This is a genomic window from Leisingera sp. ANG1, assembly GCF_000203975.2.
Taxonomy (GTDB): domain Bacteria; phylum Pseudomonadota; class Alphaproteobacteria; order Rhodobacterales; family Rhodobacteraceae; genus Leisingera.
The window spans coordinates 199,188-216,100 of sequence record NZ_AFCF02000001.1; the positions used below are offsets into that span (position 1 = coordinate 199,188).

Annotated in this window: 11 protein-coding genes and 1 tRNA gene; 9 read left to right on the forward strand and 3 right to left on the reverse strand. The window is 63.1% G+C overall.

Annotation, left to right across the window (positions count from 1 at the left end):
* Positions 1-19 precede the first annotated feature (19 nt).
* The 9 genes from GC1_RS01040 to GC1_RS01080 all read left to right on the forward strand — a co-directional run bounded on the left by GC1_RS01040 (position 20) and on the right by GC1_RS01080 (position 11,809).
* Positions 20-1,444, forward strand: a complete 1,425-nt coding sequence (locus GC1_RS01040) for a cryptochrome/photolyase family protein (protein WP_019297486.1) — start codon at positions 20-22, stop codon at positions 1,442-1,444.
* 82 nt (positions 1,445-1,526) lie between these two features.
* Positions 1,527-2,732, forward strand: a complete 1,206-nt coding sequence (locus tag GC1_RS01045) for an SAM-dependent methyltransferase (RefSeq protein WP_019297487.1) — start codon at positions 1,527-1,529, stop codon at positions 2,730-2,732.
* A gap of 30 nt (positions 2,733-2,762) precedes the next feature.
* Positions 2,763-3,203: a TrgA family protein gene (locus GC1_RS01050; RefSeq protein WP_019297488.1), complete on the forward strand. Its 441-nt coding sequence runs from the start codon at positions 2,763-2,765 to the stop codon at positions 3,201-3,203.
* 29 nt (positions 3,204-3,232) lie between these two features.
* Positions 3,233-4,357 (forward strand): NUDIX domain-containing protein, encoded by a 1,125-nt coding sequence (locus GC1_RS01055; RefSeq protein ID WP_019297489.1) that lies wholly within the window; start codon positions 3,233-3,235, stop codon positions 4,355-4,357.
* Positions 4,358-4,425: 68 nt separating this feature from the next.
* A complete protein-coding gene (locus tag GC1_RS01060; RefSeq protein ID WP_019297490.1) occupies positions 4,426-5,460 on the forward strand; it encodes a cysteine synthase A in 1,035 nt (344 codons plus the stop codon).
* Complete coding sequence (locus GC1_RS01065) at positions 5,457-7,913, forward strand: DUF3772 domain-containing protein (RefSeq protein ID WP_019297491.1); 2,457 nt, start codon at positions 5,457-5,459, stop codon at positions 7,911-7,913. Before GC1_RS01060 ends, GC1_RS01065 begins: the two co-directional genes overlap by 4 nt.
* Entirely contained in the window at positions 7,873-8,625 is a 753-nt protein-coding gene (locus GC1_RS01070) for an alanyl-tRNA editing protein (protein WP_019297492.1), read from the forward strand. The genes GC1_RS01065 and GC1_RS01070 overlap by 41 nt, the downstream gene beginning before the upstream one ends.
* Positions 8,626-8,705: 80 nt before the next feature.
* Positions 8,706-8,795: transfer RNA gene (locus GC1_RS01075), tRNA-Ser, on the forward strand.
* Positions 8,796-9,580: 785 nt separating this feature from the next.
* Positions 9,581-11,809 carry a Hint domain-containing protein gene (locus tag GC1_RS01080; protein WP_019297493.1) on the forward strand — a complete coding sequence of 743 codons (2,229 nt, stop codon included), beginning with the start codon at positions 9,581-9,583 and terminating at the stop codon, positions 11,807-11,809.
* A gap of 95 nt (positions 11,810-11,904) precedes the next feature.
* On the opposite strand, the gene GC1_RS01085 is transcribed toward GC1_RS01080, so the two are convergent.
* The 3 genes from GC1_RS01085 to GC1_RS01095 all read right to left on the reverse strand — a co-directional run bounded on the left by GC1_RS01085 (position 11,905) and on the right by GC1_RS01095 (position 16,910).
* Positions 11,905-12,486, reverse strand: a complete 582-nt coding sequence (locus tag GC1_RS01085) for a nucleotidyltransferase family protein (protein ID WP_019297494.1) — start codon at positions 12,484-12,486, stop codon at positions 11,905-11,907.
* A gap of 251 nt (positions 12,487-12,737) precedes the next feature.
* Complete coding sequence (locus tag GC1_RS01090) at positions 12,738-15,167, reverse strand: GcvT family protein (protein WP_019297495.1); 2,430 nt, start codon at positions 15,165-15,167, stop codon at positions 12,738-12,740.
* A gap of 108 nt (positions 15,168-15,275) precedes the next feature.
* Positions 15,276-16,910: a membrane protein gene (locus GC1_RS01095; protein ID WP_019297496.1), complete on the reverse strand. Its 1,635-nt coding sequence runs from the start codon at positions 16,908-16,910 to the stop codon at positions 15,276-15,278.
* Between the last annotated feature and the right edge of the window lie 3 nt (positions 16,911-16,913).

The following is a 16,913-nucleotide window of genomic DNA, read 5'->3' on the forward strand; positions in this document are numbered from 1 at the left end:
ACCGCATAAGGACGAAGACATGAGCAGCCGCGCCCCGGTCATTTGGTGGATCAGGCGGGACCTCCGCCTGGCAGACAATCCGGCCCTTACGGCTGCCGTGAACAGCGGCGTCCCGGTGCTGCCCGTCTACATCCTCGACGAACAGGAGGCGGCGCTGGGCGCCGCCCCCAAGTTCCGGCTTGGCCTGGGGCTGGAGCACTTTGCGACGGTTCTGGAGAAGGCAGGTTCCCGCCTGATCCTGCGCCGCGGCGCCGCACTTACGGTGCTGCGGGATCTGATCGAGGAAACCGGGGCAGGGGCCGTGCATTGGTCCCGCCTCTATGATCCGCAGGCCATTACCCGCGATACCGAGATCAAACAGCAGCTGAAGGCGCAGGGCATCACCGCAAATTCCCACGGCGGACGGCTGCTGTTCGAACCCTGGACCGTCGAGACCAAGACCGGCGGCAAGTACAAGGTCTTCACCCCGTTCTGGAAATCCGTGCGGGTGCGCGGCGTGGACAGCCTGCTGCCTGCGCCGGGTAAACTGCCCGCGCCGGACAGATGGCCGGCCAGTGATGACCTCTCTGCATGGAACATGGGCGCCGCCATGCGCCGCGGCGCCGAGGTTGTGGCCCGGTATTGCCGCGTGGGCGAGGCGGCAGCGCAGGACCGCCTGGACGAATTCCTGCAAGACAAGGTGTCTGCCTACAAAGACCGCCGCGACTTTCCGGGTGAGGATGCAACCTCCGGCCTGTCGGAAAACCTCGCCTGGGGGGAAATCAGCCCGCATCGTTTGTGGCACCGGGGCCGGGCAGCGATGGAGCAGGCCAGCCAGGGGGCTGAGACCTTCCTGAAAGAGGTGGTCTGGCGCGAGTTTGCTTACCACCTGATGTACCACTCGCCGCATATCCTGACCGCCAGCTGGCGCGAGGAGTGGCAGGATTTCCCCTGGTCGCAGGAAGTTACGCCGCAAGTGCAGGCCTGGCAGCGTGGCCAGACCGGATACGGCTTTGTCGATGCCGCCATGCGGGAGCTCTATGTGACAGGCAAGATGCACAACCGCGCCCGCATGATCGTCGCAAGTTTCCTGACCAAGCATTTGATGACGCAGTGGAAAATTGGCATGGAGTGGTTCGCGGACACGCTGGTGGACTGGGACCCGGCCTCCAACGCCATGGGCTGGCAATGGGTAGCTGGCTCCGGCCCCGATGCGGCACCTTTCTTCCGCGTGTTCAACCCGTCGGGCCAGCTGGACAGATTCGACCCCTCCGGCGCCTACACCAGCCGCTGGATTGCCGAAGGCCAGGGCAAGCCTCCGCAAACCGCGCTGGATTTCTACGACGCCGCTCCGCGGTCCTGGGACCTCTCACCGGAGATGGCGCGGGTAGAGCCAATCATCAGCCTGCAGGCTGGCCGGGACCGCGCGCTCACGGCTTATCACGACAATCGTGACAGCCGCTAACACACAGTTTTCTTGCCTCAAAGCCCCCTCCGGCCTAGCTTTTTCCTTGTAGCACGCCCGTATCCTGCACAGGGGGAAGCGAATGAAGCTCACGTCCGTTGAGGGCCAGAAAGACCTGCCGCGCTATTTTCCGGCAGTGTTTGCCAAAGTGAAGGCCATGGAGGTTGGGCAGCTGGATATCCAGCTGCCGGACGGGCGCATTTTCACCGCCAAGGGCCGGAACCCAGGTCCGGCTGCAGACCTGATCATCCACCATCCCGACTGTTTTGCCCGCCTGATCCGTGAGGGCGACCTGGGATTCTCCGACGCATATCTGGAGGGCTGGTGGAGCACCACGGACCTGCAGGCCTTTATGGACCTGGTGCATATGGGCGCGGATACCGTCTATGACGGGTTCCCGGGTCAGGGGCTGGCGCGGGCTTACGAACGTTTCCGCTTCTGGCTGCACCGCAACCACAAGCGCCAGGCGAAGAAGAACATTTCCTATCACTATGACCTGGGCAATGATTTCTACCGGCTGTGGCTGGATGACACGATGACCTATTCCAGCGCCCTGTTCCGCAGCGGCCAGGACAGCCTGGAGGCGGCGCAAACCGCAAAATACGCCTCGCTGGTGGATCAGATGGGGGTGCAGCCCGGCGATCACGTGCTGGAGGTCGGCTGCGGCTGGGGCGGCTTTGCCGAATACGCCGCCAGGGAGCGCGGGTTGAAAGTGACCGGCCTGACAATCAGTAAGGAACAGTTAAGGTTTGCCCGGCAACGTATTGAAAAAGCCGGGCTTTCCGGCCAGGTGGAGCTGCGTCTGCAGGACTACCGCGACTGCCGCGGCCAATTCGACGGCATCGCCTCGATCGAGATGTTCGAGGCGGTGGGAGAGAAATACTGGCCTGCTTACTTCGGTGCCATCCGCGACCGGCTGAAACCCGGCGGCAAGGCCACCCTGCAGATCATCACCGTCGCCGACCGCAGATGGGAGATTTACCGCAAGGGGGTTGATTTCATCCAGAAACACATCTTCCCCGGCGGCATGCTGCCATCCCCGGCTGTGCTGCGCGGTCAGGTGGAAAGGGCAGGCCTTGGAGTTGTGAAGTCAATTGAATTCGGCAACAGCTATGATCTGACGCTCAGACGCTGGCACGAGACTTTCAATGCCCGCTGGGAGCAGATCGCAGGCCTGGGGTTTGATGAGCGTTTCCACAAGATGTGGAACTTTTACCTCACTTCCTGCGCGGCTGCCTTTAAGACTGGAAATTGCGATGTGACGCAGATTACAGTTGCTCATCGCTGACTGATCTCGTGCCACGGAACCTGACCACACATGCCCACCGGAGCCCGCCTGACTGCCGCTTTGTCTCTGGCTTTACTGGCGTTTCTCGTTTCCTTCCTGGTCATGCCGCAAATGCCCGAGGGCACGGATTTCGGATATTTCGTTCATGTGAATGTGCTGCTGGGCCTGCTGTGCGGCTGGATATTCATGGGCCGGCGGGCAGGGGGTGGCCTGGTGCCCGCTATCAACAATGGCCTAACTGGTATGGCAGTGATGGTGCTGTGGGCCCTGTTCGTTCAGGGCACCTGGGAAATGTTCCGCCTTGCCATGCGGCACCGCTATGACGGCCCGTTTGAAGCCTTGTCGGCCATTTTCGTGATTGCGCTGGAATACTTCTTTGTTATCGCTGTGCCGTCAGTGCTGATTCCGCTGGTGGTCGGTGGCGTTCTTGCTGGCCTCGCCACTGAAAACGCTTCCCGCCGCTGGCGCTGAAATCTTTATCTAACAATAGGTTATTAATCGTGGCTGATCTGTTTTTCTTTGGCACGCTGCGCCATATCCCTTTGCTTGAGCTGGTTTTGGGCCGCAGCGGGGACGCCCTGAATGCGCAATCCGCGAAACTGCCCGGTCACGGTGTGTATCAGGTGGCCGGGCAGCCGTTTCCCGCAATCGAGGAGCGCGATGGCGCTATCGCGGATGGTGTTCTGGTGCAGGGGCTGTCACCTGCCGACTTGGACGCGCTCAACTTTTACGAAGGCGGCTTTGGCTATGCCCTGAAGCCTGTCACCGTGCAGCTGGCAGATGGCAAACCTGCCGGGGCGGAGGTGTATTTTCCAGAGCCTGGCCTGTGGCAGACGGCCGAGCCTTGGGACCTGGCTGCATGGGTGGCTCAGTGGGGCGCGCTGTCTTTGCGCGCAGCAGAAGAAGTCATGGCCTATCACGGCAGGATGAGCGCCGAAGAGGTGGCCCGCTGCTTCCCTTCCGTCCGCCGCCGGGCCGCTGCCTGGCTGGCCGGGCAGGCCCGGCCCGGCGACGGGGAGCACGACCTGTCCCGCGACGTGATCGTGCACAACCATAAACGCGCCTATCTGAACTTCTTCGCGACGGAGGAGATGGACCTTCAATTCCGCCGGTTCGATGGCAGCATGAGCCCGGTGATGAACCGCTGCGCCTCCATGGCGGGCCACGCAGCGGTGGTATTGCCCTACGACCCGGTGCGTGACCAGGTTCTGCTGGTGGAACAATTCCGCGCACCGCCCTTCATCATGGGCGACGCGCACCCCTGGATGTGGGAGCCGGTTGCCGGGGTGATCGACCCGGGCGAAACGGCTGAGGAAACCGCGGTGCGCGAAGCGGTGGAGGAGGCGGGCGTTACAGTCAAGCATCTGGAAACCGTTGCGCGGGGCTACCCATCCAGCGGGGCGCTAGCGGAATATATCCATATTTTCATAGGTATATCCGACCTTTCTGATGTCTCGGGCGGCGGCGGCGTTGCGGGCGAGGGCGAGGATATCCGCAGCCGGATCCTCGGTTATGATGAATTGATGGCGGGGATTGACGCGCAGGCCTATCAGGACATGCCGCTGATGACGGCTGCGCTGTGGCTGTCACGGCACCGTGAACGGCTGCGCAAAGGCAATAGCTGACCCGCTTCCCGCCTTGTGATCGACGGACCGCTTGGATACACCATGGGGGAACGATCGAAAGGGATACCATGCGCATTGCACGCGATCTGGCTGATGCCGTCGGCCATACACCTCTTATCCGCCTGAACCGCGTCAGCGAAGAGACCGGCTGCGAGATCCTGGGCAAGGCGGAATTCATGAACCCGGGCCAGTCGGTCAAGGACCGCGCCGCGCTCTACATCATCCGCGACGCCATCGCCCGCGGTGATCTGAAGCCGGGCGGCACCATTGTCGAAGGCACCGCCGGCAACACCGGTATTGGCCTCGCGCTGGTCGGCGCTTCGATGGGCTTCAAGACGGTGATTGTGATCCCGGAAACCCAGTCCGAGGAAAAGAAGGACATGCTGCGCCTGGCGGGCGCCCAGCTGGTCCAGGTGCCCGCGGCGCCCTACAAGAACCCCAACAACTACGTCCGCTATTCCCAGCGTCTGGCGGAAAAACTGGCCAAGACCGAACCGAACGGCGCGATCTGGGCCAATCAGTTCGACAACGTGGCCAACCGCCAGGCCCATGTGGAAACCACCGGCCCGGAAATCTGGGAACAGACCGGTGGTAAGGTCGATGGTTTCGTCAGCGCCGTTGGCTCCGGCGGCACCATCGCGGGCGTGGCTGAGGCGCTGCAGCCCAAGGGCGTGAAAATCGCACTGGCCGACCCGATGGGGGCGGCGCTCTTTTCCTACTACACCAAGGGAGAGCTGGCCTCCGAAGGCAGCTCCATCACCGAGGGCATCGGCCAGGGCCGGATCACCAAGAACCTCGAAGGCTTCACCCCGGATTTCAGCTATCAGATTTCCGATGCCGAAGCCGTGCCTTACGTCTTTGACCTGCTGCACGACGAAGGCCTGGTGCTGGGCGGCTCCACCGCGATCAACATCGCCGGTGCGGTGCGCATGGCCAAGGATATGGGACCGGGCAAGACCATTGTCACCGTGCTGTGCGACTACGGCACCCGTTACCAGTCGAAGCTGTTCAATCCGGACTTCCTGCGTGAAAAGAACCTGCCGGTGCCGGAGTGGATGACCCACACGCCCGCCTCGATCCCCGGTGTTTTTGAGGACGTATGACACCCATTCTGACCGCATTGCGGACTGCATTGCTGGGGCTGGCCTTTGCGGCCGGCCTCGCTTTGCCTGCGCTGGCCCAGTTCACGGCTGAATCCCGCGCCTACTACCAGGACTGGCTCAAGACCGCGAGCCGCGCGGAAGAGGTGATTGACGCCAGCCGCGCCTCCAGCGCCGCATTTGAGATGCTGCGCAAGGAGCTGACCAGCTACCGCCAGCGGTTCCTGGAAGGGCGCACCAAGAACGCCGATCGCATCCGGACGCTTCAGGGACAGCTCAGCGCCCTTGGCAAGGCGCCGGAAGAGGGCGAGAGCGAGCCGGAAGATATCGCCCGGCTGCGTGCCACGCTGGAAACACAGCTGCGCGACCTCGAAGTGCCGCGCATCGTTTCCGAGGAGGCCTACAGCCGCGCCAACGGCCTGATCTCTGAAATCGACAAGATCATCCGCGAGCGCCGCACCCGCAAGCTGCTGGAGCGCGGCCCCTCGCCGCTGAACCCCGAACACTGGCCCGGCGCCCTGCGCACGCTCAGCCGGTCGGTCAGCTCCATCTGGAATGAAACCGCCTCCAGGATCGGCAGCGCCACCACCGCCGAGCGGGTCAGCAACAGCCTGCCGGCACTGCTACTGCTGCTGGCAATTGCGGCATTTCTGCTGCTGCGCGGACGTCCCTGGGCCCATGCGGCGGGCGATTACCTGCGCCAGTTCGGCAGCAGCGGCCGCGGCGTCTGGGGCTTTATCGTGTCCCTGCTCGAAGTCATCCTGCCTTTCATCGGCATCATCTGCCTGGCCGCCGCGGTGGAACTGTCGGGCATCCTCGGCAGCCGCGGTTCGCTGCTGCTGGATTACGTCCCGGGCTGGGCACTGCTGATCCTGTCGTTCCACTGGCTGGGCAACCAGCTGTTCTCCAGCCGGCTCGAAAATGATCTGGTGCCGGTGCAGGAGGGGCGGCTCAATGAAACCCGGCTGATGGTGGATATCCTGGCGGTGATCCTGGTGCTTCAGGACGCGCTGGTGAATCTGGAGAATATCGAAACCATTCCCACCTCCGTCCATGCAGTTGCCAGCTTCCCGCTGATCACGGCGGCGGCGCTGGTGATGCTGCGGCTGCACCGCATCGGCGCCAAACGGCGCCAGAAGCAAACTTCGGACGCCGAAGAGGATGGCGCCATCGCTGCCGGGGCCAACCGCATTCTTACACTGGTGCGCCGCGCCTCTTATCTGCTGGGGTTCATTTCACCGCTGCTGGCTGCGCTTGGCTATGTGAATGCCGCCGAGGCGCTGATCTACCCGGCGGTTTCAACCCTGGCGCTGCTGGCCGCGCTGCTGGTTTTCCAGCGGTTCCTGGGCGATCTCTACGGCTGGCTGTCGGGCAAGGGGTCCGAGGCGCGGGATTCTCTCTTTGCGGTGATGATCGGTTTCCTGCTGGCCGCTCTGGCACTGCCGCTTCTGGCGCTGATCTGGGGCGCGCGGGTGGCGGATATGACCGAACTGTGGTCGCGCTTCCTTGAAGGTTTCCAGATCGGTGATACCCGTATATCGCCCACCGCCTTCCTGACCTTTGCCGTGGTCTTTGCCGCCGGTTACGCGCTGACCCGGCTGATCCAGGGGTCCTTGCGCAACTCACTGCTGCCCAAGACCAAGATCGACCCGGGCGGCCAGAACGCCATCACCTCGGGCCTCGGCTATGTCGGCATCTTCCTGTCGGCGGTGATCGCCATTTCCATGGCCGGCCTCGACCTGTCCTCCCTCGCCATCGTTGCCGGTGCGCTGTCGGTTGGCATCGGTTTCGGCTTGCAGACCATCGTGTCGAACTTCGTTTCCGGCATCATCCTGCTGATTGAGCGTCCCATTTCCAAGGGCGACTGGATCGAGGTTGGCGGCCTGATGGGCTATGTGCGCGACATTTCCGTGCGTTCAACCCGGATTGAGACCTTTGACCGCTCTGACGTGATCGTGCCGAACTCGGACCTGATCTCCGGGACCGTCACCAATTACACCCGCGGCAATACCGTGGGCCGGGTGATCGTGCCGGTCGGCGTTGCCTATGGCACCGACCCCCGCAAAGTCGAGGCCATTCTTACCGAGATTGCCAAGGCGCATCCGATGGTGCTGCTCAATCCGGCGCCCTATGTGGTGTTCCAGGGCTTCGGCGCTGACAGCATTGATTTCGAAATCCGGGCGATCCTGCGCGATGTGAACTGGGTGCTGTCGGTGAAATCCGACATGAACTATGAAATCTCCAAGCGGTTCCAGGAGGAGGGGATCGAGATCCCCTTCATGCAGCGCGACATCTGGATCCGCAATCCAGAGGCGCTGACGCCGTCCAAGCCGTCCGCTGCGGGGCAGCCTGCGGCGGCCTCCGCTTCCGCTCCGCCCAAGCCGGATCTGGATGATCTGCAGCAGGACGCAGGAGATGATGCTGATTCCGATGGAGATGCCGATGCCGACAAGTGAACCGCTGTTCCGCAAGGATGCCTATGCCCGGATGACCGAGGCGGAGGTGCTGGCCCATTCCGACCAGGGCGGGATCGTTTTGGACCGGACCTTGTTCTATGCCACCGGCGGCGGCCAGCCCGGCGACAGCGGCCAGCTCCTGTGGGCGGACGGCCAATGCTCCATCGCAACCACGGTCAAGGGCGAGGATGGCGCGATTATTCTGGTTCCGCATGAAGGGGAGGTGCTGCCTGCCGTGGGCACCACCGTGACCCAGACGCTCGACTGGGACCGCCGCTATGGCCACATGCGGATCCACACGGCGCTGCATCTCCTGTCCGTGGTGATTCCGCTGGAAGTGACTGGCGGCTCGATCGGCGCAGAAAAGGGGCGGCTTGACTTCAACATGCCGGAGGCGCCGGAGGACAAGCAGGCGCTGCAGGACCAGCTGCAAGCGCTGATCGACCGCGATCTCGCAGTGACAGAGGACTGGATCACCGACGCCGAACTGGATGCCAACCCGCAGCTGGTCAAGACCATGTCGGTCTCGCCGCCGCGCGGGGCAGGGCAGGTGCGTCTGGTGCGGATCGGCACGGAAGACGAACAGATCGACTTGCAGCCCTGCGGCGGCACCCATGTGAAGCGCACCGGCGAAATCGGCCGCATCCGCCTTGGAAAGGTTGAGAAAAAGGGCAAACAGAACCGCCGCGTGTACCTGCATCTGGAGGCCTGAAAAAGTTTTGGGGGTAAGTGAAGTTTTTGCAGTTTCAGCCCTTGCAATTCCCCGGCTGATCCTTCAAAAGCCCCCTCAACGGAGAGGTGGCCGAGTGGTCGAAGGCGCACGCCTGGAAAGTGTGTAGGCGGGAAACCGTCTCCAGGGTTCGAATCCCTGTCTCTCCGCCATAATCCCAAAATGGCACCCGGATATGCGCTGCGACGCACGCTGTGCGCCCGCGCACTGCGCTTTGCGGACTGTATCCGGTTTAAATAAATTCCCCGGCAATATCTTCTTGCGCCCCAGGCTGCAGCAGCTGGCCGTTTTACCTGTTTGATTCGTGTGCCGCGGAGGCATGTTTTGCTGAAACGCGAAACAAAGCAGTGCGATTTCCGTGATTGTTCGTGAACTTAGCGTTAATCCCGCTGCGGATGAGGAAGAATGCGGCACAGGGCCGATGGCTTGCCTCAAAATCTCCATGTTTCGATTTCGGAAACCCAGGGGCCTCCAAAACAGCCGTTATAGCGCCTTGCAGGCGTGTTTCTTCCCCAAGGGCAGCAATTTGGCCCGGGAAATGGAAACAGTCGGCGGAAAACTGGACCGGTTCAGACCGCATTTTCAAAGCGCAGCGGCGCAATGCGGGGAATTTTAGGCAATTTTTTGGCTTTGTGGCCCGCTGAGGCTAAAGTATGGATGGTTTAGCCCATTGGGGGGGCACGTTCTGCAAGCTGCTGGACTGTGGTGGACTGCTAAAATTTAATTTAAGTCTTTGTGCCGCGAAGCGCGCACTCCACTGATCCGAAAAGCTTCTGAAAACCGGCTGCGTGCTGCTTGGCACGCAATCCAGAGCGCATGCGCGGTCTGGCCCTCTGCCTGCATGGGCTGGTGTTTTGATAACGGCATTCCGCGTGAGTGCCCGGCTGGTCCGAACGATGGGGCTTGGGTCCAGTCCGGCGAGGAGAGGGTGAAGAAAATGAGTGACAACAATCCGAATCCGGAGCTGGACGGAATTGTAGAAGGCACCGCAGGCAATGACCTGATTGACGGCGCCTATACCGGTGATCCCGAAGGCGACATGGTCGACAACGCGGATGCGATCGACCCGTCGGCGGGGCCGGATGATGATGTCATCATCGCGGGCAGCGGCAATGACAGCGTCTATGCCGGTTCGGGCAGCGATACCGTCGATGGCGGCAGCGGCGACGACCTGATCCTCGGCGATGGCGTCTCCGGCGTCTATGAGCCGGTGAAGATCACGATCTCGTCGACCAGCTCGGCCTTTCAGAATGAGGTCTTTGCCTACACCATCGACCCGGCAACCGGAGCGATCAGCAACATTGTGGTGCTGTCGCAGAATGCCAGTGCAGACGTGGGCGAGACCTACACCTACGACGCGCCTGCTGGTGCGGTGGTTGGCGTTGGTATTGTCAGCCCGCATGGCACCTACTACTCCTCGGGTTACGGCGACAATGCGGACCTGAACCCGGATGGTCTGGACCACACCAAGGGAATCTACCAATTCCCGAACGGCTCCGTGCAGCTGGGGTTCGAGGATCTGCACAATCTGGGCGACCGGGATTTCAATGACGTCAAGCTGATCATTGATCTCGGCACCTCCGGCACCACCCTGGACACCGCGCACTACGACTATTCCTCCGAGCCGCAGGATCCTGTGGTGCCGGGTGACGACAGCCTGACCGGCGGCGAGGGCGATGACACCATTCTGGGCGGCGGCGGCGATGACACCATCGACGGCGGCGACGGTTCTGACTCCGTGGACGGGGGCGACGGCGACGATGTAATCGACACCTCCAAGGACAGCGGCGTGCTGCTCCCGGACCGCGGATTTCCGGGTTACACCGGCACCGATCCCGATATCCCGTTCATCCCGGCGGATGCAGATCCGTTTGATGACATGGACACCGTGTTCGGCGGTGCCGGGAACGACACCATCTCGACCGGCGATGACGCCGACTTGATCGATGGCGGCACCGGCATGGATGTGATCGACGGCGGCATCGACGACGACACCATCGACGGCGGCGCCGACAATGACCTTCTGATTGGCGGTGAAGGCTCCGATGTCCTGACCGGCAGCGGCGGCGATGACACCATCTATGGCGGCTTGGATCCGGCCTTCCCGGACGGGCTTAACATTACCGACGACGGCAGCGATGGCCGCCCGGCCGACCCCGATCCCACCAACGGTATGGACACCATCAACGGCGGGTCAGGCAATGACGTGATCTTTGGCCAGGATGACGATGATGACATCCGCGGCGGCTCGGGCAATGACACCATCGACGCAGGCATCGACGACGACATCGTGCGCGGCGGCTCCGGCAATGACGTGATCACCGGCGGCCATGGCGCGGATACTCTGATTGGCGGCGCCGACCGCGATACGTTCATCGGCGGCACTGCAGGCGATATTGTTGACGGCGGCTCTGACGGGGACGACTTCGACACCCTGGACCTGCGCGGTTCCGGCCCGTTTGAGCTGACGGATGTCACCGAGGATCCGGATGGCAACAGCCTCTCAGGCACCGTCAACTTCCTTGATGAAGATGGCGCCGTGACCGGCACGATGACCTTTGGCGAGATTGAGCAGATCATTCCCTGCTTCACGCCGGGCACGCTGATTGCAACCCCGCAGGGCGAGCGCAAGGTCGAGGACCTGCAGGCCGGCGACCGGGTGATCACCCGCGACAACGGTATCCAGGAAATCCGCTGGATCGGCGCCCGCTCGCTGGAGGCCGCCGACATGAAGGGGGCCGCGCATCTGCAGCCGGTTCTGATCCGTCAGGGTGCACTGGGCAACGGGCTGCCGGAGCGTGACATGATGGTCAGCCCCAACCACCGGGTGCTGGTCGCCAATGACAAGACCGCGCTCTATTTCGAGGACCGCGAAGTGTTGGTTGCGGCCAAGCACCTGATCGGGCTGGCGGGCGTGGACGTCGTGGAAACCTCTGCCATCACCTATATCCACTTCATGTTCGACCAGCATGAGGTTGTGCTGTCCGATGGTGCCTGGACCGAGAGCTTCCAGCCTGGTGACCAGTCGCTGCGCGGCCTGGACAACGCACAGCGCAACGAGCTGTTCGAGCTGTTCCCGGAACTGAAGTCGCAAAAAGGCCGTGAAGGCTATACCGCGGCGCGCCGGTCTCTGCGCAAACACGAGGCGCATCTGCTTGTGCACTGAAAGGTGCAGCTGTCGTCTTGGGGGAGGCGGCGGGTAAGAGCGTAGCGCAGGAAGGCAGGGTCTTGTGCCCTGCCTTCTCTGCTTTTGTGGGAGTGTCAGCGCTGCTGGCGCCAGGCGGCCCAATCTTCCGGTGTGTCGAGATCCGTCAGTGCGTGGCGGCCGGGCAGGGGAACTGTCCGGACGGTCTCTGCCGTCAGGATGCTGCGGGCGCCCTGATCGCCCTGCAGGCACTGCAGCACCTCGAAACAGCGCCGCGGGAACAGCACCGGGTGACCGGGTGTTCCGTCCTCCGCAGTGGCGCGCAGGACGGGGCTGTCGGGGCCGCCGAAATGCGCCGCCAGGTGCAGCATGTCCTGGGCTGTGATCTCCGGCATGTCGGCGGGCAGGATCATCACCGCCTGCGTACCATCCAGCAGCGCGGCGGTGCCGCGGCGGATCGAGGCGGACATGCCTTCTGCCGCGTCCGGCACCGGAACCTGGGTTGCGTCGCCAGTTGCTGCCGCCCGCGGGTGGGATGGGCCTGGCAGAGTGACGTAGACCGGCAGGCCGGTCAGCGCGGCGCGGCGGCACATCAGGGTGAGCAGGGGCTGGCCGTCCACCTCTTCCATCAATTTGTCGCGGCCTTGCATCCGGGAGGACGCGCCGGCAGCGAGCAGGAGAATGGCGATGGCAGTCATGCAACCCGGTCCTTGGTTTTAGGCCGCAATGGCGGATGCCTCCGGCGGGAGTATTTTTGCAAAGAAGAAGGGCGGCGGCCAGTGAAAGCCGCATAGGTCAGCAGGGTTGACCAAATGTTTCGCGCGCGAAACATTCGGGTGCCGGCGCTGACCTATGTATTGCGCGGGTTTCGTGGCGTCAGCGTGCGCTGCCGTGGCAACGGGGTGGATTCAGGTCAGGCGGGCTGACCTGAATTCAATGCTTTTGGGGCTCAGCCGCGCATCCGGGCGCCGTCGGCGTCGAATAGCGGCTCAGTGATGAGGCGGGCCTTGTACATCTTGCCGAGGATTTCGATTTCCACTTCCAGGTTTTCCCTGGCTGTCCCCGTGGGGACAAACCCCAGCGCGATGGATTTCTGCGCGTGGTGTGAATAGCCGCCGGAGGTGCAGAAGCCTACCACAGCGCCGTCGAGCCAGATCGGCTCATAGGCGACCACATCGGCGTCGTCCGCCGCGACCTCAAAGGCGCAGAGCTGGCGGGCGGGGCCTGCATCGCGTTCGGCCTCAGCCGCGGCGCGGCCGATGAAATCCGCCTCTTTCTTGAAGGAGATGAAACGGTCGAGACCGGTTTCCGCCGCTGTATAGTCGGGGGAGAATTCCCGCAGCCAGGAGCCGAAGAACTTGTCCAGGCGCAGCGACATCATTGCCCGCATGCCGAAGGGTTTCATGCCGTGCGGCTGGCCAGCGGACCACAGGGCATCCCACAGGGAGCGCTGGCTGGGCAGGTCGCAGTAGATCTCATACCCCAGATCGCCGGTATAGCTGACCCGCTGCACGATACAGTCGGCCATGCCCACGGTCAGGTGGCGGACATCCATGAAGCGCATGTCCGAGATGTCTTGGCGGGTGCAGGCTTGCAGGACCTCGCGTGCCTTGGGGCCTGCGATCTGGAAACCGTTGCGGGTGTCGGAGATGTTTTCGAGGCTGACGCCCGCGTCCAGGTTCTGCAGGAACCAGCGCATGTGGTAGGCCTGCGAGCCGTAGGAGGCAGTAAGCTGGAATTCTTCTTCCGCCCCGGATTTTCCAAGACAGGAGATGGTGAAATCGCCAATGAGGCGACCCTTGGGGGACAGCATCGGTGTCAGCGACAGGCGGCCCGGCTGCGGCACCCGGCCCGCCATGATGCGGTCGAGCCAGGCGCGGGCGCCAGCGCCTTTGATCAGGTATTTGCCGAAGTTGTGGACCTCGTTGATGCCGACGTTTTCTCGCACCGCTTTGACTTCGCGCGCGGTGGCCGCAAAGGCGTTGGAGCGGCGGAAAGACGGGGTCTCATACCGCGGCTCGTCGCCTGTCGCGAAGTAGTTCGGGACCTCCATGCCGTATTGCGCGCCCCAGACCGCGCCCATGCCGTCAAAGATGTCGTACATCGGGGTGGTGCGGAACGGGCGGGCGGCGGGAAGTTCCTCGTTCGGGTAGGCGATGGAGAAGCGTTTCTGATAGTTTTCAATGACTTTCGGCCGTGTGTAGCCCGGGGTGATCCAGTCGCCGAAACGGGCGCAGTCCATGGCAAATGTGTCGCGCTCGCATTCGCCCTCGACCATCCACTGGGCCAGCATCAACCCGACGCCGCCGCCTTGGGAGAAGCCGGCCATCACGGCGCAGGCGGACCAGTAGTTGCGCATGCCGGGCACCGGGCCGACCAGCGGGTTGCCGTCGGGCGCAAAGGTGAAGGGGCCGTGGATCACCGATTTGACGCCTGCCGCCTCCAGCGCCGGGAAGCGGTTGTAGGCAAAGGCGATACTGTCCTCGATCTTGTCGAAGTCATCGGGCAAGAGTTCATGTCCGAAGTCCCACGGCGTGCCATCGACCGCCCAGGGTTTGCAGGGCTGCTCGTAGAATCCGATGCAGAGGCCGCGGCCCTCCTGGCGCAGGTAGCTTTCGCCGGCCGGGTCCATCACATGCGGATGCTCGCCGCCGCCGTCGATGATCTCGGCGATCATCGGCACCTCGTCGGTGACGATATACTGGTGCTCCATCGGGTGCAGCGGGAAGTAGACACCGGCCATGGCGCCGACCTCGCGCGCCCAGAGGCCGCCAGCGTTGACGACGTGTTCGGCGTGCACGGTGCCCTTGTTGGTGACCACATCCCAGGTGCCGTCCGGGCGCTGGTTGGTCTCGATCACCTTGCAGTGGGTCTCGATCGTGGCGCCGCCCATGCGCGCGGCTTTGGCGTAGGCGTGGGTGGTGCCTGAGGGGTCGAGGTGGCCGTCGAGCGGGTCGTAGAGGCCGCCGATAATGCCGTCGGTGTTGGTGACGGGGGCGATCTTCTTGATTTCTTCGGGGGAGACGATTTCGGTTTCCAGCCCCATGAAGCGGTGCTTGGCGCGCTCCGCCTTCAGCATGTCGAAACGTTCCTGGGTTTCAGCCAGGGTGACGCCGCCGACGTGATGGAGGCCGCAGGACATGCCGGTGATCTCTTCCAGCTCTTTGTAGAGCTTGATGGTGTAGCCCTGCAGCGCCGCCATGTTGGTGTCGCCGTTGAGGGTATGGAAACCGCCCGCCGCGTGCCAGGTGGAGCCGCTGGTCAGCTCCGAGCGTTCGATCAGCATGACATCGGACCAGCCGAGCTTGGTCAGGTGGTAGAGGACAGAGCAGCCGACGACGCCGCCGCCGATCACTGCCACGCGGGTGGTGGTTTTCATGTGGGCCTCCCTGAGTAGGTGTTTCCCGCATTCTGTACAGAAGTGAACAGTAGTCCAGAAGAAAAACGGCACGGTATGCCGCTTCCAGGCCGTCTGCGCCGCCCAGGGTTATTCAGACGTGCGGAAGCGGCTGTTCTGGATGAGGAAAATTGCCGTCAGCGGGGCGGCCAGCAGAATGACGCCAACCGTGATCAGCAGCATGCCGAGCTGTGAATAGTCGGCAGGGGTTGTGACAGCACCTGCCGAATCTGTGACTTCGCGGGTCACCACAAAGATCTCGTTCAGGTATTTGGTGCCGAGGCTGGAGGCCGAAAGCGCCAGGTTGGTGAAGGAGGCCATAACCGCAAAGAAGGTGGCCTTGAGCCCCGAGGGCGCGTTGCGGGCGATCCAGGCGAGCATCGGGATCATCGCGACCTGGCCCAGCGGCGATTCCACTGCGGTGTCGACAATGGCGATGAAGCGGGCATCGACCAAGCCGCCGGTCATCGCTGCGGTCCAGTGGTGGGCGCCGTAATAAAGCGCGATGTTGGGCAGGCTGAGGACGGCCTCGGTGATCGCCAGGAAAGCAACAATCCAGGCGATGGGGCGGCTGGCCATCAGCGGGCGGAAGATCAGCATGCCGGCCAGTGTCAGCAGCGAGGTGATCAGGGACAGGACCGACAGAAACTGCTGGTCAAAGCCCAGCACGTCAATCTCAAACCAGGTGGCGCCGGGGCCGCGCAAGGGCGTGGCGCGGTAGACAAAGATGATGATGGCGGTGCCGATCAGGGCACGGGCGTGGTCGGTGGGCAGAACTGCGACCAGCTGGCGCATCAGGAACAGCACGATGGCCATGGATCCGGCAAAGACGATTTCCTGCGAGTAGGGCACATCGCCGAGGCCCACGGTGAGCGACAGCGCGACAAAGGCGCCGCCGCCAATGAAATACCAGTGGTTCGGGCTGACCGGCTCTCGCGGGAGTTCGATGCGGCTGCGGATTTCTGCTTCGGCCAGGCCTTCGCGGCGCAGAGCGGCGGCCTTGCGCCATTTCTGCCAGATCGCCAGCGCCACGCCGGACAGCGAAATAACCGGGATCAAAAGGGCGAGGGTGAAGACAAAACCGTAGAGCGCGCCTTTGTCCGCTTGCGGCAGGGCATCGGCACCGTCGAACAGGGCGACGTTCAACGCGGCAGCGGCGCTGGAGCCGCCAATCAGCGCGATGCGGCCGAAGGTCTGCATGGTGGTGTGCAGGGATTTGGTCTCAGCCTCGGGCAAGGGATTGCCTTGTGCGTCAACATGCGGCACAGCCTCTACCGACATCGCATCGGCCACCACGTCCTGCAGCACGAAACCGCAGGGCGCGAGCAGGGCGGCGGTGACATACCAGGCATTGAGCGGCATCAGTGTGCCCATCATGTCCGGGTGCAGTACCATTGCAGCCAGAATGGCGTAGCTGGCACCCATCAGCGCGGCGCCCGCGAGGATCAGCAGGTACTTCCAGCGCCAGATCAGGTCGACCAGATGGCCGAGCGGCATTTTCAGCGCCCAGGGCAGCCCGACCCAGAACGCCAGCCCGGCCAGAAAGGCGGCGGAAAGGTCGAGGTATTCCTTGACGTAGAACGAGGCGGCGACGGTGCTGATACCCTGTGCGCCATAGGCGAAATAGATCAAGAGCGGCGGCAGGAAGGACCAGCGCAGCTGCCGGAACAGTTCCAGCACGATGCTGTCGAACCAGCCCCAGGCCAGCACTGCCGCGCGAGTCATCGG

What these genes read in the sequence shown, in the direction of transcription:
- GC1_RS01040 (WP_019297486.1), top strand. Translation starts at nt 20, where the DNA reads ATGAGCAGCCGCGCCCCGGTCATTTGGTGGATCAGGCGGGACCTCCGC.
- GC1_RS01045 (WP_019297487.1), top strand. Translation starts at nt 1,527, where the DNA reads ATGAAGCTCACGTCCGTTGAGGGCCAGAAAGACCTGCCGCGCTATTTT.
- GC1_RS01050 (WP_019297488.1), top strand. Translation starts at nt 2,763, where the DNA reads ATGCCCACCGGAGCCCGCCTGACTGCCGCTTTGTCTCTGGCTTTACTG.
- GC1_RS01060 (WP_019297490.1), top strand. Translation starts at nt 4,426, where the DNA reads ATGCGCATTGCACGCGATCTGGCTGATGCCGTCGGCCATACACCTCTT.
- GC1_RS01065 (WP_019297491.1), top strand. Translation starts at nt 5,457, where the DNA reads ATGACACCCATTCTGACCGCATTGCGGACTGCATTGCTGGGGCTGGCC.
- GC1_RS01070 (WP_019297492.1), top strand. Translation starts at nt 7,873, where the DNA reads ATGATGCTGATTCCGATGGAGATGCCGATGCCGACAAGTGAACCGCTG.
- GC1_RS01080 (WP_019297493.1), top strand. Translation starts at nt 9,581, where the DNA reads ATGAGTGACAACAATCCGAATCCGGAGCTGGACGGAATTGTAGAAGGC.
- GC1_RS01085 (WP_019297494.1), bottom strand. Translation starts at nt 12,486, where the DNA reads ATGACTGCCATCGCCATTCTCCTGCTCGCTGCCGGCGCGTCCTCCCGG.
- GC1_RS01090 (WP_019297495.1), bottom strand. Translation starts at nt 15,167, where the DNA reads ATGAAAACCACCACCCGCGTGGCAGTGATCGGCGGCGGCGTCGTCGGC.
- GC1_RS01095 (WP_019297496.1), bottom strand. Translation starts at nt 16,910, where the DNA reads ATGACTCGCGCGGCAGTGCTGGCCTGGGGCTGGTTCGACAGCATCGTG.